This is a genomic window from Nonomuraea sp. NPDC048916 (genome assembly GCF_040649575.1).
GTDB lineage: Bacteria > Actinomycetota > Actinomycetes > Streptosporangiales > Streptosporangiaceae > Nonomuraea.
On sequence record NZ_JBEZFS010000054.1, the window covers coordinates 13,912 to 29,692 of the forward strand.

Consider the following 15,781-nt stretch of genomic DNA (forward strand, 5'->3'; position numbering starts at 1 on the left):
CCCTATCGGGCACGATGTCGCCACGGATCATCAGTGGTGACCCTGAGCACACCGAATCGTGGGGCGTCAGCGCGGGTGATCGCCGCCGCGCACCTGCTCCACCGCGTGCGGGAGGACAGGAGCGAGTACGGCAACGCCATCGCGTACGCCACCGGAGGATCCGGGCAGATTGACGATGATGGTGTCACCCGCCTGTCCGGCGAGACCACGGGACAGGATGGAAGTGGGCACTTTGTCCCGGTTCGCCTGGCGGATGGCCTCGGCTATGCCGGGAATTTCCCGAGAAATGACTCGGGCGGTCATCTCCGGCGTCAGATCGGTCGGTGTCAGTCCCGTGCCTCCGGTCGTCACGATCACGTCGTATCCGGAGGAAACCCCCTCCCGCAGCGCCGCTTCCACCGGCTCGCCGTCGGGCACCACCACGGGCCCCTCCACCTCGCACCCCGCCTCGGCGAGCAGCGAGACGAGAATCGGCCCCGACTTGTCGTCATAAATCCCGGCAGATGCCCGGTTCGACACGGTCACCACGAGCGCCCGGATCATGGCCGCGTCCAGAGTCCGGTCTTGCCGCCCGTCTTCTCCTCCACCCGCACGTCGGTGACGACCGCGGCGGGATCCACCGCCTTGACCATGTCGATCAGGGCCAGCGCCGCCACCGAGACCGCGGTCAGCGCCTCCATCTCCACGCCGGTGCGGTCGGCGGTCTTCACCCGGGAGGTGATCGCCACTCCCCAGTCTTCGACGTCGAGGGTCACCTTCACCCCGTGCAGCGCGATCGGATGGCAGAGCGGGATCAGGTCGGGCGTCCGTTTCGCCCCCATGATGCCCGCGATCCGCGCGACCCCGAGCGCGTCGCCCTTGGGCACCTCTCCCGACCGCAGCAGCTCCACCACCGCGGGCGACAGCAACACCCGTCCGGTGGCGGTGGCCGTGCGCGCCCCGATGTCCTTGGCCGAGACGTCGACCATGCGCGCCGCGCCCGTCTCGTCGAGATGAGTGAACTCACTCACAGCCGGATCACCTCCACAGCGGCGCCCGAAGGCACCTCGGTCACGTCCTCCGCCACCACGATGAGCGCGTTGGCCGAGGCCAGCGCGGCCAGTTGGTGCGAGCCCTGCCCGCGCACCGGCGACACCGTGCCGTCGGAGGACAGCACGCCGCGCACGAACGAACGCTTCCCCTCGGGTGACCGCAGCGCCCCGACGACGTGCGCGGTCTCGGTCTCGGGCAGGCCGGTGGGCAGCCCGCACATCCTGCGCAGCGCCGGCCGTACGAAGAGCATGAAGGAGACGTACGACGAGACGGGGTTGCCGGGCAGCGCGAAAATCGGCACCTGGTCCTCGCCCACGACGCCGAAGCCCTGCGGCATGCCGGGTTGCATGGCGACCTTCTCGAAGCGGACCGTGCCGAGCGGCGCGAGGGCCTCCTTGACCGGCTCGTAGGCGCCCATCGAGACGCCGCCGCTGGTGATGACCGCGTCGGCGCGCACCAGCTGCGCGTCGAGCTGGTCGAGGAAGGCGGCCGGGTCGTCGCCGACGGTGTCGGCGCGGAAGCCCTCGGCTCCCGCCTGCCGGACGGCGGCGGTCAGTGTGAAGCTGTTGGAATCCCAGATCTGCCCGGGACCCAGCGGCAGGCCCGGCTCGACGAGCTCGGCGCCGGTCGCGAGGACGACGACGCGGGGGCGGGGGCGCGCCCAGACGCGGCGGCGGCCCACCCCGGCGATGATGCCCAGCTGGGCCGGGCCGATCACGGTGCCCGGTTTGAGCACCGTCTCCCCCGCCTGGACGTCCTCGCCGGCCCGGCGGATGGCGTTGCCGGGGCCGGCGGTGCACTCGATCGTGACCGAGGCGGTGCCGCCGTTGGTCCATTCGACCGGGACGACCGTGTCGGCGCCCGCGGGCACCGGGGCACCGGTCATGATCCGTACGGCATGGCCGGGGCCGACGGCCCGCAGCTCGTCGGACCCGGCGGCCACGTCGTCGATCACCGGCAGGGTGACCGGCACCTCGGCGATGTCGGCGGCTCGTACGGCATAGCCGTCCATGGCGGAGTTGTCGAACGGCGGCAGCGGCAGCGGCGAGGTCACCTCCTCGGCCAGCGTCGTGCCCAGGGCGCGCTCCAGCTCGAGCTCCAGCGGCGCGAGCGGGCGTACGGTGGCCAGGATGTCGGCCAGGTGCGCGTCAACCGATTTCATCGAGGAACTCTCGCAGCCAGGGCACGAAGTCGGGCGCCAGGTCGGGCCGGTCCGCCGCGAACTTGACCACTGTGCGCAGGTAGTCGAGCTTGTCACCGGTGTCGTAGCGGCGTCCGCGGAACAGCACGCCGTGCACGGGGCCGCCCTTGTCGCCGGAGTATCCCGCGAGCGTGCGGAGCGCGTCGGTGAGCTGGATCTCGCCGCCGCGGCCGGGTGGGGTGTTCTCCAGCACCTCGAACACCGCGGGGTCGATGACGTAGCGGCCGATGATGGCCCAGTTGGACGGCGCCTCGTCGGCCGGCGGCTTCTCGACCAGGTCGGTGACGCGGACGACGTCGTCCTCGTCGGTCGCCTCGATCGTGGCCACGCCGTACAGCGAGACCTGCTCCCTGGGCACCTCCATCAGCGCGATGACGCTGCCGCCGAACCTGTCGCGCACCTTGATCATGCGTTTGAGCAGCTCGTCGCGATAGTCGATCAGGTCGTCGCCGAGCAGGCAGGCGAACGGGTGGTCGCCGACGTGCTGTTTGGCGCAGAGCACCGCGTGGCCGAGGCCCTTCGGCTCGCCCTGCCGCACGTAGTGCAGGGTCGCGAGGGCGGCCGGCTCACGGACCTGGGACAGCTTGTGCTCGTCGCCCTTGGCTTCGAGCACCTCCTCCAGCTCGAACGCCCGGTCAAAATGATCCTCGATCGACCGTTTGTTCTTGCCCGTGACCATGAGAACGTCGAGGAGCCCGGCGGAGGCCGCTTCCTCAACGACATACTGGATCGCGGGCTTGTCGACGATGGGCAACATCTCCTTGGGTGTCGCCTTGGTCGCCGGAAGGAACCGGGTGCCCAGACCCGCGGCGGGCACCACGGCTTTCGTCACAGGGTCGAAGTCAGCCATGTCTAGACCCTAGTGGAGGTACCTGTGGACAAGTTGAACGTGCGCCGCGAGGTGATGGCGGCGCGTGCCTCCCTCTCCCCCGAGCAGCTCCGGGCCAACTCCTCCAGGATCCGCGAAACGCTGCTCGACCAGCCGTGGGTCCAGATGGCCGGGCTGGTCGCCTGCTACTGGTCCGTCGGCACGGAGCCGGAGACGCACGGGCTGGTGTTCGCGCTGTGGAAGCACGGCGCGACCGTGATGCTGCCCGTTCTGCAGGAGGACGACGACCTCGACTGGGCGGTCTACGACGGCCCCGACACCCTGGCGCCGGGCCGGTTCGGGATGATGGAACCGGTCGACACGCGCCGCGGCGTCGACGCGATCCGCACCGCCGCCCTCGTGATCGTCCCCGCCCTCGCCGTCGACAGGCGGACGGGCGTGCGGCTGGGCCGCGGCGGCGGCTCCTACGACCGGGCCCTGGCCAGGGTCGGCCCCAACGTCCCCACGGTCGCCCTGCTGCACGACGGCGAGTTGATCGACGGCATCCCCACCGAGGAACACGATCAGCGGGTCCGTTGGGTGATCAGCCCTGGGGGACTCATTAGTCTTATGTGACCGACATACGAGAGGGGGCCAGGTGACTCTTGACGTCTGGCTCCTTCTCGGTTCCGTCATCGTCATCGCCGCGATCGGCTCCGTCCGGATCGCGCACCGCAGCGGCCTGCCGAGCCTGCTGCTCTTCCTCGGGTTCGGCCTGGTCCTGGGCGACGCGGGCTTCGGCATCCCGTTCAGCAGCCCGGAGGCGGCCCGGCAGATCGGCATGACCGCGCTGGCGCTGATCCTGGCCGAGGGCGGCCTGACCACCAACTGGAGCCACGTCAAGCGTTCGGTGCCGATGGCGCTGATCCTGGCCACGGTGGGCGTGGCGGTCAGCATCGTGCTCCTGGCCCTGCTCGTACAGGCGCTGCTGGGCATCGAGCCGACGACCGCGCTGATCCTCGCCGCGGTGCTGGCCCCGACCGACGCCGCGGCGGTCTTCTCCGTGTTGCGCCGGCTGCCGCTGCCGCCACGCCTGGCGGGCATCCTGGAGGCGGAGTCCGGGTTCAACGACGCGCCGACCGTGATCGCCGTGGTGCTGCTGAGCACCGCCGTCGCGGATCCGCCGAGCATCGGCCTGTTCATCCTGGACGCGGGGATCGAGCTGATCATCGGTGCCGCCGTCGGCCTCGTCGTGGGTCCCGCCGGCGCCTACGCGCTGCGCCGCGTCGCCCTGCCGGCCTCGGGCCTCTACCCGATAGCGGTGCTGGCGCTGACCTTCGTCTCGTACGCCGGCGCGGTGCTGCTGCACGGTTCGGGCTTCCTGGCCATCTACCTGTCGGCGTTGATCCTGGGCAACTCGCGCCTGCCACACCGGGCGGCGACCCGAGGCTTCGCGGAGGGGGCCGCGTGGCTGGCGCAGATCGGGCTGTTCGTCATGCTCGGCCTGCTCGCAAGCCCCAAGGAGATGCCGTCGGCCGTCATCCCCGGGCTGATCGCGGGCACCCTCCTGGTGCTGGTGGTGCGACCGGCGTCGGTGGCGGTCAGCGCGCTGCTGGCACGTCTCATGCGGCTGACCAGGGTCCGCTGGCGTGAGCAGGCGTTCCTGTCATGGGCGGGGCTGCGCGGCGCGATCCCGGTCGTGCTGGCGACCATCCCGTGGGCGGAGGGTGTCGAGGGCTCGAAGAGCATCTTCAACCAGGTGTTCATCATCGTGATCGTGTTCACACTGCTCCAGGGGCCGACCCTGCCGTTCGTGGCCAGGGTGCTCAAGGTGGCGGCTCCCGGCGAGGCGCACGACCTCGAGGTGGAGTCCGCGCCGCTGGAGGAGCTGCAGGCCGACCTGCTGCAGGTCAAAGTGCCGGTCGGGTCGCGGCTGCACGGCGTGGAGATCTTCGAGCTGCGCTTCCCGGTGGGCGCCGCGGTGACGCTGATCGTGCGCGAGGGCAGATCGTTCGTGCCCTCCAACACCACCCGCATCAGGGCCGACGACCAGCTGCTCGTGGTCACCACCGCCGCCTGCCGTGACCAGGTCGAACGCCGCCTGCGCGCGGTCAGCCGCAGGGGCAAGCTCGCCGGATGGTACGGAGAGCGGGGAGTGGAATAGGTGTTTGACCGAATCGGTTACCATTAGCAGTCGCATCGCTCGAGTGCCAAACCTTTGAAGGAGGAGCGCGTGCCGACCTACCAGTACGCCTGCAACGACTGCGGTGAGCAGCTCGAGGCCGTTCAGAAGTTCACCGACGATGCGCTGACCGTGTGTCCCGCGTGCGAGGGCAACCTGCGCAAGGTGTTCTCCGCGGTGGGCATCGTGTTCAAGGGCTCAGGGTTCTACCGCACCGACAACCGTTCGTCCTCGACCTCCCCGAGCACGGCCGCCAACGGGAGCAAGCCCGCCGAGTCGACCCCGTCTTCGTCGTCGTCCTCCTCGTCGTCCTCGTCGTCCTCGTCTTCCACGTCGCCGCCCGCCACCGCCCCCGCCGCGGCGTCCAGCTAGCCCCGGCTGACCGGCCGATCGGCGATCGCGCCCAGCAATTCGGGCGTCAGCTCGTCGAGGAGCTGCTCCAGTTGCGGATGCGGCCCCCAGTCGGCCACGAGCCTGCTCAGGCCCTCACGTGACGAGCGCAGCAGCCGTAGTGCCGACTCCTGACCTCGCGGGGTCAGCCGCAGGTGCTCACCGTCGGCCGACCGCTCGACCAGCCCGGCTTCGATCAGCTGGTCGGCGTACGGTCTGCCGCGCGCTCTGCTGACGTTGGCCCGTCTGGCCAGGGCTTCGGCCTTGACCCAGTCTTCGCCGCCGAGCCGGGCGACGATCCAGACACCTTCCGGCGGGATGCCCTTCAGCCCGGCCAGCGAGCCGATCCGGTCGTAGTAACCCCTGCGCAGATCGGCGTCGGCGAGCCGTACGAGACCTCGCTCGACCTCCGCCAGCGACGAGCGTTCGGCCGACGTGGCGCCGAGCCCCTCGCCCAGATCCGCGATCCTGGTGGTCTCCCTGAGCCGCAGCTGCGGGATGAACCAGGTGAGCACGAACGCCAGCCCCACGACCGCCATGATCACCAGCACCTGCATGGTCATGCCCAGGCCCACGCCGAACACGAGCAGATAGAGACCCGTCGTCAGCATGCCGCTGTGCTCGTCGAGCGTCGACAGCAGGAACAGGCCCGCCGTGGCGAACGCGGTGCCGGCGATGGGCAGGAACCGATATCTTCCGGTCCTGCTGATGATCTGCCCGGAGACGATCGACAGCGTCAGTGTGCCGGCCATCATCGGCAGCAGGTAGAAGCCTGACAAGGTGGGGCCGACCCCGTAGACCACCTGCAGGAACAACGGCAGGTAGGTCAGCGCGCCGAACATCCCGAACCCCACCACGAACCCGACGACCGACGTCACCACGAACGCCCTGACCCTGAACAGCCCGAGCGGCAGCACCGGCTCGGCGGCCCGCCGCTCCACCCGCACCCATCCGGCCAGCAGGGCCGGCGCGGCGAGCGCCAGCCCGATGATGACCGGGTCGGTCCACGGGTAGATGGTGCCGCCCCAGGTGGTGATCAGGACCAGGCAGGACGTCGCGCCGCCGAGCAGCACCACGCCCGCGTAGTCGATCGTGTGCTTGGTCAGGGTCGCGTCGCCGGGGAGCACGGCGACGATCACGAACAGCGCGACCGCGCCGATCGGCAGGTTGACGTAGAAGACCCAGTGCCAGGACAGATGGTCGACGAACAGCCCGCCGAGCAGGGGCCCGACGATGCTGGAGACGGCGAAGACGCCGCCGAACCAGCCCTGGTATCTCCCCCGCTCGCGGGCCGAGACGACGTCGCCGACGATGGCCTGCGCCAGCACCATCAGCCCGCCGCCGCCGAGGCCCTGGATCGAGCGGTAGGCGATCAGCTGGCCCATGCTCTGGCTGAGCCCGCACAGCGCGGACCCGGCGAGGAAGATGACGATGGCGGCGACGAAGAGCCTCTTGCGGCCGAACTGGTCGCCGAGCTTGCCCCACAGCGGGGTCGAGACCGTCGAGGCGAGCATGTAGCCGGTCACGACCCACGAGAGCTGCTCCAGGCCGCCCAGATCGCTCACGATCGTCGGCAGGGCGGTCGCCACGATGGTCTGGTCGAGGGCCGCGAGCAGCATGCCGAGCATCAGCGCGCTGATGACGAGCCCAAGGCGCCTGCGCCGCATACGCCGATCCTACTCATCGCGATGATCCGGCTACGTGGCGCGATCGGTTATCCACAGAGCCACGTTCGGGCCCTCCTCACCCTCCCCTCATGCCACTACTCTCGGCGCCATGGTCAATCGCGCAGATATCGGCGTCATCGGAGGTTCGGGGTTCTACTCCCTGCTCGACGACGCCGAGGAGACAGTGCTCACCACCCCCTACGGGCCGCCGAGCGACGTGGTCACGGTCGGCCGCATCGGTTCGCGTTCGGTCGCCTTCATCCCCAGGCACGGGCGTGATCACCGGTTCCCGCCGCACGACATCCCCTACCGTGCCAACCTCTGGGCGCTGCGCTCGCTCGGCGTGCGGCAGGTGCTGGCGCCCAGCGCCGTGGGCTCGCTGCGAGCCGAGCACGGCCCCGGCACGATCGTGATCCCCGATCAGCTGGTCGACCGCACGTCGGGGCGTGTGCAGACCTATTACGACAAGGGCGGGGCGGTCCATGTGTCGTTCGCCGATCCCTACTGCCCGTCCGGGCGGGCGGTGGCCGTGGCGGCGGGCCGTTCCGGGGGCTGGGAGACGGTCGACGGGGGCACGCTCGTGGTCATCGAGGGGCCGAGGTTCTCCACCCGGGCGGAGTCGCAGTGGTTCGCGTCCAACGGGTGGACGATCGTCGGCATGACCGGGTTCCCCGAGGCCGTGCTCGCCCGGGAGCTGGCGCTCTGCTACACCACGCTGTCGCTGGTGACCGACCACGACGCGGGGATCGAGACGGGTGAGGGCGTGACGCACGAGGAGGTGCTGGAGTTCTTCGCCCAGAACGTGACGCGCATGCGCACCCTGGTGTCCGACGCGGTGCAGGCGCTGCCCGCCGATCGCACCTGCCCCTGCGGGTCCACGCTCGACGGTCTCAAGCTGCCCATCGAGCTGCCGTGATCCGGGCCTGGCCACGGCGGCTCGGGCGCCGCCGCCGGGTGGTGGCGGCCGTGGTGACAGGCTTCGCCGTTTTGCTCGGATATTTCGCCATACGCCCTGCTTCGGGGCCTCTCGTGCTGGTGGCGGCGCGCGACCTGTCGCCGGGCGTGCTCCGGCCCGGCGACCTGCGTGCCGTCGCCCTGGCGCACCCACCCGACGGGGCGCTGCGCGCGGGAGCCACCGGGCGCGTGCTGGCCGGCCCGATGCGCCGGGGCGAGCCGCTCACCGACGTCCGGTTGCTGCACTCGCTCCGGCTGCCCGCCGGCACCGTGGCCGCGCCGGTGCGCATCGCCGACGCCGACGTGGCCGGCCTCATCTCGCCCGGCTCCACCATCGGCGTGCTCGCCGCCTGGGAGGGCCAACCGGCCGAGCTGGTCGCCGACGACGTCACCGTGATCACCATCCCCGAGGCCGACGACGACCACGGCGCCCTGGTCGTGCTGGCCACCACCCCCGACCAGGCGGCCCGCCTGGCCGCCGCCCAGACCGGCGGCCACCTCTCGATCACCATCAACCCTGGATGATCGTCCGCCCTAGAGAATAGAGTCGATCTTCGGGTCATACTCCCAGTGCCACGGCTCGAACGGGCTGCTGTAGGCCCAGTCGGGATGGAACCAGCCATACCTCTTGGCGTTCTGCTCCATCCAGACGAACTCCACCGACCTGAACCTCTCCACCCCACCGCACAGGTCGACGGCCAGCCCGAGGCCATGGTTGCTGCGCCCCGGCACGGCCGCGAACCCGGGGCGCCGGTAGTAGACCGACTGCTGCGCGGCCAGGCTCCGGTAAGCGTCGGTGACGCAGATCTGCCTGCCGAAGCGCCGCCGGTAGGCCTCGTTGAGGCTGACGAACGCGATGGCGGCGTCGGCCCGCAGGCTGTGCCCCCTCTGCTGCAGCGGGCAGAGCATGCTGCTCGGGATCAGCCCGTTCGGGTAGCTGTTGGCCGTCGCGATGCGCAGCGGATTGCACTTGAGCGCCGCCGTGCCCACCTTGTCGATCTTGATGCCCAGCTTCACCAGAGCCGCGGTCAACGACTTCACGACCTTGTCGGACCGCCGCCTGAGCGTGTCGATCTCGGCCGACATCTGCGCCTCGGCCAGCAGGTTGTCGGCCCGGAGCTCCTGCGCCTCACTCGCCAGCCGCTGCGTGTCGCGGGCGAGGGTGGCGGTCTGCTCGACGGCGTACTGCCTATCCCGGACGATCTGGGTGACGTTCGCCATCGACCGCAAGGTGTCCTGGTTGGCATCGCCGGCGAGGAACGACGCGACCCCGTCGGCGCCCACCGGCTGCTGGTAGAGCAGCTCGGCCATCTCCGACACCGGCTGGCGCATCTGCTGCAGCCGCAACTCGGCCTGATGAAGGCCGTCGAGCTTCGTCTTCAGCTCCTTCTCGGAGGTGGCGATGCTCGCCCGGCGCTTCTCCAGCGCCCTGGTCGCCTCCTCGAGCTCCTTGGCCGACTTCTCGGCCTCCTTGCGCAGCTCGGTCAGGTTGGACGGATCCTTGCTGTGGGCGCCGGCGGCCCTCGCGGGGAGCGCGACCAGGGAAGTCACCGCCATGACAACCGCGATCAGACCCGCTGATCGTGGGGATGGCACGTCTGACTCCTCCGTTTGCGGGCTCATTACCTGGGTCCGGCACGCACGTTACTACAGCCCTCCGAGTGTCCGGACCGAACTCCAGCGAGCCGTTATGACACGAAAGAACGATTTGTACGAAGGAGTCGAGTCATCTGAGACTCGACCGATCATCCTGCCCATCTGTTGGTACGCCGCGGACGCGCCCGCGGTTCGATCACCGCCCGGGGCCACGGCCCACGAAGACCGGCGACCGCCTACCCGCCGGACGAGATGTCCAGCAATCCGGGCAGCGACCCGCTCGCGGTGGCCTTCTGCGCCGGCGACCGCTCGCGATCCCTGCAGACCTCCCACAACCAGGTGTCCGCCCACTCCCCCGGACACGTCTCCCGCACCTCCACAGGCGCCGCAGTAGGCCGCCGCGTGGGAGCCGGCATCGTGGGCGACGCCCTGACCACGGGAGTCGGCGTGGGGCCGGGCGAGGGCACAGGCGAGGGCGCGGGCGCGGGCGACACGAACGCCGGGACCATGCCCTCGTAGCGCCGATCGGGGCGCGCGGGGGCAGGCATGAGCACCGGCTCGAGCGCCAACCGCCCGCCGGCCCCGGTGTTCATCTCCCGGTGCACCCCGGGCTGCGGGAAACGGCCGAGCTCACCGGCCAGCAACCCACCGGCGAAGATCGCCGGCGCCAGCAACGCCGCGAACAACACCACCGGCCTCCGATGCACTTCCTGCCGCCGCCTTCTGGTCACCCGGCCGACGGTAGCCACGCTCCACGCCCTGCGTGGTGATCGGTTGGCAGGTCTTTACCGCAGCTCAGAGCAGCCATGACTCGGTGAGGCGAAGTTGCCTCGGGTGGGTGGTCCACGCAGTGCCCGACTTTCGCTAGGCTTACGGGAGTCCGCCTCCGTAGCTCAGGGGATAGAGCACCGCTCTCCTAAAGCGGGTGCCGCAGGTTCGAATCCTGCCGGGGGCACTCATCTCCACCAGGCTTTTCGTGCGCTGACCTGCGGTTTCTTGGCCGCAGGTCTTTTAATTGTCAGGCCCCTCGTAGGTCGCCGAGGGCACCCGTGTGCAGCCGTAGGACCTTGATCACGGGATATATACGGGATGATCTTGAAGGCGTTTCCGGAGGTCAGCACGGGGTTCGCGGGACATCCTGTTGCAGCCAGGATGCTCGCGCCTAGGGTGTCCTCCTGCAGCGCCTCGCCCTCTTTGACCTCGACAAGACGCTCATCGACCTCGACCAGGCCGATCACGTCGTTAGCGATGCCCTGCAAGGCATCGCCCTCGTACGCGGAGCCGGCCACAGCAGTTCCCGTTGCGGATCGGACTTCTGAAGCCAGGACCGCCCCGCGCACGTTCGCTCAAACGCCTGGGCCGGGGCGACCGGATTGAGTGTTGTCTGATGCTCGCGCACTCCGTGGAGGCGTCGTCCCGGGGATGACGTCGATGTCCAGGTGCTGCTTGATGAGGTGTTTGAGCTCAGCGCCGTTGATCAGAGTGATCCGGTTCCGCTGGGCGAATTGCTCGCTGGCACGCCCGAACCACGAGGTGGTGACCAGGACACCTGTGGTGGCGTTGTGATCGGCCATGACGCCGGTGAGCGCGTGGACGGCATCCAGTCCGACCAGCCCCGCCCATCGTTTCGCCTGGATGAGGCACACACCGCCAAAGAAGAGGTTCCTGCTGGTCGCCACAGCGTCCACGCCGCCGTCCTTCGAGGGGATGGTGGTCCAGGCTTCCGCTCCCATAGCAATGAACAGCTCCCTGACGAGGTGCTCGAACTCCGTGGGAGACAGCTTGAGGAGGTCACGACGCGAATCCAGCCCCGCGACGACATCCATGTCCTCGGAGAACCGGAACCGCTTGAGGTCGAAGGCGATGAACGGCTCGATAGCCTCCAGGTCGTACGGATTGGGCGAAACCAGAGCGTTAAGGCGCTTCAGGCAGGCCACAGGGTTGACGTCAGCTAGGACGAGCTCCTCGAATGCGGCACGTTCCGCCTGCACGCTCAGTAGGTGGGGGCGCACCTTCTTGCCGGTTGCCTGATCAATGGTGTTGAGGCGCCCGTTGAACACGATCGCCTCAACGAGATTCCCGGGAGTGGCGGTGAAGATCTCGTACAGCGTGCGCAGCGCCACACTGGCAAGGAGTTTGGCGTATCTCTGCTTGACCTCAGCCTGCGGTCGTGGCACCGGATCTATGGAATCTCTCGCCTTGACGTACTTGTAGCCGCGGACATCGGGGATGGCGCTCTGCGGGGGCAACTCGAACTCAACGACGAGGTCATGGTTCTCCGGCCGGTACGCAACCTGGTAGAGACGGGGAAAACCCTTCGGGTAGACCGATCTCTCCAGGACTCTGGCGGTGAACCACTCCACGGCTTCTGGCTGGCCGTTGTCGAACTCCGCGCGCAAGCGATCCAACTGGGCGTTGTCTGCAGCGACCTTGTCGTTGATCGTGGCCATTTGCCGATCATGTGCCGTTCGAGCCGCGCTCAAGTCCCGAAGTCGCTGCTCTTCACGTTTCTGATGGTGAGCTACTGCGCTTTCGAACCGCCCGCGCGCTTCTTGTAGGCCGCGCTCATAACGGGCCTGGCCGCCGAAGATCTTGCTGACGGTGGATGGTGGAGCCGGCGCATACTGCGCCCAGTCGGGCGGTCGTTCGGCAACGCCCAGACGGCCGGGATCGAACGGCTTGGTGGTGGCGACAGCCCTCATCTGATCGAAGGCCAGAGGACGCACGCGGAGGGCGTTGCCCAATATCTGATCAAGATCCTCGATGCGTTTTGCGACCTTTGCGGTCTTTAGCTCGGTTGCTGCCTGCTGTTTTTCTAGATACAGCCGCTGGCGTTCGCGCTCATTCTCCTTGGCCAGCCTCGCCGCCTCGCGTGCTTGTCGCTCAGCTTCTCTACGTTGAGCCGCCTGACGCCTTTCCCACTCGCTACGGCCACCTGCCACCGCGATCGGCCCTCCGTTCTCTTCCGATAGGCAAGGCCCGAGTGGTCAAACCATCGACGGACCAGAAGCCATTGTGACGTTTAGTCAAGAGTAGATCAGCAGAGGGTATCCGTCATGGTCCAGATTGGACGGGGAACGGAAGCGTGCGAGCTGTACTCGACGGTCGGGACGCAGCCGTTCGGCGAATCGCCGGCATCGCGGGGAGGAGGCCCACCCAGCCTCTTGAGCTCATACCAGTTCAGAAATTTCTCTCGACGCGGTTCAACACGCCCCTTATCGTCACATTGATCCCAGGGATAGCCGTCTCAAGATCCGAAGGATCCCGGACGATGGCGACACAGGAACAGATCAAGGCCGCTCGATACGCGATCGAGCGATTACGCGACCAGCACGCCAACGACGTGCGCAAGCTCATCGGTCTACTCGAAAGCGGCGCGATGAAAGGCAAGGCCGCGGACAAGCTCATCGAGGACTGCAAGGGCTGGCAGGCGGCCTACAACAACGTCTTCAACCGGGCACTCGCACTGGTCGACTCCACAGCCGTCAGCGCTGCGCCCGGCGCATCGACCCCGGACCCGCTCGCGCTATCCCAGTCTCGCGTTCCCGGGGTGCCTTACTGATGAGCCCGCCACCGACCCGAATCGGCATCGATCCCACGCTGATGAACCAGTTGATCGGCGAGATAAAGCGCCTGGGTGCCTCCTGGCCCGAGCTCGATGGGCAGATCAGCAGCGCTTTGCGGTCGATCGGCACGAGCATGTCCGGCCCCGGCTTGCTGAGGGACGTCGCCTTCCAGATCGCCGAGCACGTCCCCGACCTTCAGCGGCGCCTGGACCTCATCATCGCGACCCAGAAGATCGGACTCGACAAGGGCATGGTCTGGGCGGACGAGTCCCTCTGGGTGTCCAAATCGCCGGCGAGCGGCGCGGCGGTGGCCAAGTCCATAGCCGACCAGCTTCGACAAGCGTGGAAAGAGCGCGACTTCAGGGACAAGGCCACCACCACCAAGATGCTCGACCTGCTGGAGAAGCACCAGCGCGACCCCTACTTCGCCGTTGCATTCGCCAAGGAGATGCGCCCCAAGGAGCTCAAAGCACTCCTGGCCGACCTCTCCACGCTGCCCGGTAATCCCATTCGCCGCAGCTGGAACGACCCACAGCCCCCTGCACTGGACCGGCTGGTGACGACACTGAGCGTGACCTTGGGAACAGCATCGCGCGGAGTCAGCGACATGAAGCTGCCCAAGGGCTACACCGATGAGCTGATCGCTTCTCAAGACGAGCCGCTGACTGACTTCGTGGTCAACAGGCTGCTGAGGTACGGCATCTTCGATGACGCCTTCCTACGTGACCTGACCAACAAGGTCTACGACAACACGCAGAAGCCGCCGGGCGAGCGACAGCAGATGATGGGGTTCGGCCCAGGCATCGCAGCCGCCCTGGCCAACAATCCCAGGGTCGCGCAGGACTTCTTCACCGACCCCGCACGCAAGCCACTGGCCTTCCTGATGCAACAGAACAGATGGGCCGGCGGCAACCAGGAGCTCGGCCGCGCCATCGAGGCCGCGACCACGACCTACCGCGACCACGGCCAGCCTCCAGGCAGCTCACGCGGATACAAGTCAGCCTTGATCGCTTCCTGGGCCGTCCACTTCTGGGCTGATCCCAAAGCACAGCGGACCCTACCGGATACTCGGCAGAGCGCCGCTCGCGTCTTCGCCTCTTACATAGGCGACGTTCATCGAATCGCCGATGATGAGGTCAAGGAGACAATGGGTGTGACGCTTCGGCCGGACACCGACCCAAACATCGCCGGAAAACAGCCCTACGGCGCGATGTTCGAAGGGCATTCCGTCAAGGCGGCGATGACCTGGGCATTCGATGACGATAAAGCATTCAAGGCCGTCGTCGAAGCACACGGTGAGTACAGCCAGAAAGTGCTAGATGCCCAGGCTGCTCAGATAGAGGAAGCCGTTCGAACTGATTTCTCCGCCTGGCAAGAGAAGCACCCGAATGCATCCGACGATGAAATCAACGCTCAGGGACAGAAGTTATTAGAAGATCGCATGACCGGCAGCAGTGCGCAACAGTTCAACGCAAGGGTTTTCGATCTAAGCAATTCTCTATACCTGGTAGCCGACGCAGGGAATATTGCAGACATTACCAAAGCAGATCAGAGCGACAAAACCAACCAAGCATTCAAGGATGCGATATCCAGAACACTCAAACTCACACTGACCCCGGCCGGGGAATGGGCCGCTCCAACGTACGAGTTCATCGAAGCCTTCGCCAATGACAAGATCAAATTCGATGAAGGCGAGAAGGCACGCCGCGAGGCGGCGAACACCGTCGACTTAACACAGAACATGTTCAGAGATATCACAGCAGGGGCGATGATGCGACATGGACTCTTCGGGGATGGATCGGTACCTGCCATCACTCATCCTTACGCACACGAGAACTACGCCAAAGGATCTCCTGGCGACTTCATAAAGGACGGCGAGATCATCCCGCGTAGCGACATGACCGCCGTACAAGAATATGCATACATTGAATGGCTTAAGCATTCACCCGCGTCGCGCGTCTTCCACGGCACCGACCTATCGTTCCAGGCGGGTTTCCGACTGAACACACCGACACCACCAGAGGCCGAGTAATGAGGGCACGAGCGTGGGTGTCCTTGCTGCTGAGCATGACTCTTATCCTCGGCGCCGGCTGCTCGTCACCTACCCCGCCTCCGGATCGGCGACCGTTGGGGAAGATCACAGCGACGCACGGCGAATGCGGCCTGCTCTCAGGTGAAGCCATTTCCCGTGTGACCGGCCTGACCACCTTTTATGCGAACGGTACTAACTCTGTAGAACACTTCGCGTATTGCGTGGTAACAAAGTCGCCGAACATGGAAGAGCGGGTAAGGATGTCGATTGAACTACACGATCCTCTCCCTTTCTCATTGGAGAGCCTTGAGCACACGAAAACCGTTGACAGGGGAGTCTCCCTACCAGACGGG

15 protein-coding genes and 1 tRNA gene are annotated in these 15,781 nt (G+C 67.3%); 8 read left to right on the forward strand and 8 right to left on the reverse strand.

Annotated elements, in window-relative coordinates:
* Positions 1-66: 66 nt before the first annotated feature.
* The 4 genes from AB0C16_RS36450 to galU are packed head-to-tail and all read right to left on the reverse strand — an operon-like array spanning position 67 to position 3,083.
* A complete protein-coding gene (locus AB0C16_RS36450; protein ID WP_357690057.1) occupies positions 67-543 on the reverse strand; it encodes a MogA/MoaB family molybdenum cofactor biosynthesis protein in 477 nt (158 codons plus the stop codon).
* Complete coding sequence (gene moaC / locus AB0C16_RS36455; protein WP_357690059.1) at positions 540-1,010, reverse strand: cyclic pyranopterin monophosphate synthase MoaC; 471 nt, start codon at positions 1,008-1,010, stop codon at positions 540-542. The genes AB0C16_RS36450 and moaC overlap by 4 nt, the downstream gene beginning before the upstream one ends.
* The gene (gene glp, locus AB0C16_RS36460; RefSeq protein ID WP_357690061.1) at positions 1,007-2,194 is read right to left on the reverse strand and encodes a gephyrin-like molybdotransferase Glp; all 1,188 of its coding nucleotides are present in this window, start codon (positions 2,192-2,194) and stop codon (positions 1,007-1,009) included. Before glp ends, moaC begins: the two co-directional genes overlap by 4 nt.
* Positions 2,181-3,083, reverse strand: a complete 903-nt coding sequence (galU, locus tag AB0C16_RS36465) for a UTP--glucose-1-phosphate uridylyltransferase GalU (RefSeq protein WP_357690063.1) — start codon at positions 3,081-3,083, stop codon at positions 2,181-2,183. The genes glp and galU overlap by 14 nt, the downstream gene beginning before the upstream one ends.
* Before the next feature lie 24 nt (positions 3,084-3,107).
* Here galU and AB0C16_RS36470 point away from each other — a divergent pair, with 24 nt between their 5' ends.
* The 3 genes from AB0C16_RS36470 (at position 3,108) to AB0C16_RS36480 (ending at position 5,595) form a co-directional block, all read left to right on the forward strand.
* Positions 3,108-3,677 (forward strand): 5-formyltetrahydrofolate cyclo-ligase, encoded by a 570-nt coding sequence (locus tag AB0C16_RS36470; RefSeq protein ID WP_357690065.1) that lies wholly within the window; start codon positions 3,108-3,110, stop codon positions 3,675-3,677.
* A 22-nt stretch (positions 3,678-3,699) separates the two neighbouring features.
* Positions 3,700-5,205 (forward strand): potassium/proton antiporter, encoded by a 1,506-nt coding sequence (locus AB0C16_RS36475; RefSeq protein WP_357690067.1) that lies wholly within the window; start codon positions 3,700-3,702, stop codon positions 5,203-5,205.
* Positions 5,206-5,274: 69 nt separating this feature from the next.
* Positions 5,275-5,595: an FmdB family zinc ribbon protein gene (locus AB0C16_RS36480; RefSeq protein ID WP_357690069.1), complete on the forward strand. Its 321-nt coding sequence runs from the start codon at positions 5,275-5,277 to the stop codon at positions 5,593-5,595.
* On the opposite strand, the gene AB0C16_RS36485 is transcribed toward AB0C16_RS36480, so the two are convergent.
* On the reverse strand, positions 5,592-7,280 hold the full coding sequence (locus AB0C16_RS36485; protein WP_357690071.1) for an MDR family MFS transporter: 1,689 nt from the start codon (positions 7,278-7,280) through the stop codon (positions 5,592-5,594). The two genes, AB0C16_RS36480 and AB0C16_RS36485, sit on opposite strands and share 4 nt — an antisense overlap.
* A gap of 109 nt (positions 7,281-7,389) precedes the next feature.
* Between AB0C16_RS36485 and AB0C16_RS36490 the strand changes: the two genes are divergently transcribed.
* Both AB0C16_RS36490 and AB0C16_RS36495 read left to right on the forward strand, forming a co-directional pair.
* Positions 7,390-8,196 (forward strand): S-methyl-5'-thioadenosine phosphorylase, encoded by an 807-nt coding sequence (locus AB0C16_RS36490; protein WP_357690073.1) that lies wholly within the window; start codon positions 7,390-7,392, stop codon positions 8,194-8,196.
* The gene (locus AB0C16_RS36495; RefSeq protein ID WP_357690075.1) at positions 8,193-8,759 is read left to right on the forward strand and encodes a flagellar biosynthesis protein FlgA; all 567 of its coding nucleotides are present in this window, start codon (positions 8,193-8,195) and stop codon (positions 8,757-8,759) included. The genes AB0C16_RS36490 and AB0C16_RS36495 overlap by 4 nt, the downstream gene beginning before the upstream one ends.
* Positions 8,760-8,768: 9 nt before the next feature.
* On the opposite strand, the gene AB0C16_RS36500 is transcribed toward AB0C16_RS36495, so the two are convergent.
* Together AB0C16_RS36500 and AB0C16_RS36505 are read right to left on the reverse strand one after the other, a co-directional pair.
* On the reverse strand, positions 8,769-9,791 hold the full coding sequence (locus AB0C16_RS36500; protein ID WP_357690077.1) for a D-alanyl-D-alanine carboxypeptidase family protein: 1,023 nt from the start codon (positions 9,789-9,791) through the stop codon (positions 8,769-8,771).
* Between the two features lie 275 nt (positions 9,792-10,066).
* The gene (locus tag AB0C16_RS36505; RefSeq protein WP_357690079.1) at positions 10,067-10,561 is read right to left on the reverse strand and encodes a hypothetical protein; all 495 of its coding nucleotides are present in this window, start codon (positions 10,559-10,561) and stop codon (positions 10,067-10,069) included.
* Between the two features lie 151 nt (positions 10,562-10,712).
* On the opposite strand from AB0C16_RS36505, the gene AB0C16_RS36510 reads away from it, so the two are divergent.
* Positions 10,713-10,785: transfer RNA gene (locus AB0C16_RS36510), tRNA-Arg, on the forward strand.
* Positions 10,786-11,176: 391 nt separating this feature from the next.
* Here AB0C16_RS36510 and AB0C16_RS36515 read toward each other — a convergent pair.
* Positions 11,177-12,772, reverse strand: coding sequence for a restriction endonuclease (locus AB0C16_RS36515; protein WP_357690081.1), 1,596 nt, complete (start codon positions 12,770-12,772; stop codon positions 11,177-11,179).
* Between the two features lie 329 nt (positions 12,773-13,101).
* Between AB0C16_RS36515 and AB0C16_RS36520 the strand changes: the two genes are divergently transcribed.
* Entirely contained in the window at positions 13,102-13,392 is a 291-nt protein-coding gene (locus AB0C16_RS36520; protein ID WP_357690083.1) for a hypothetical protein, read from the forward strand.
* A gap of 41 nt (positions 13,393-13,433) precedes the next feature.
* On the forward strand, positions 13,434-15,428 hold the full coding sequence (locus AB0C16_RS36525) for a hypothetical protein (protein ID WP_357690085.1): 1,995 nt from the start codon (positions 13,434-13,436) through the stop codon (positions 15,426-15,428).
* Positions 15,429-15,781: the final 353 nt, after the last annotated feature.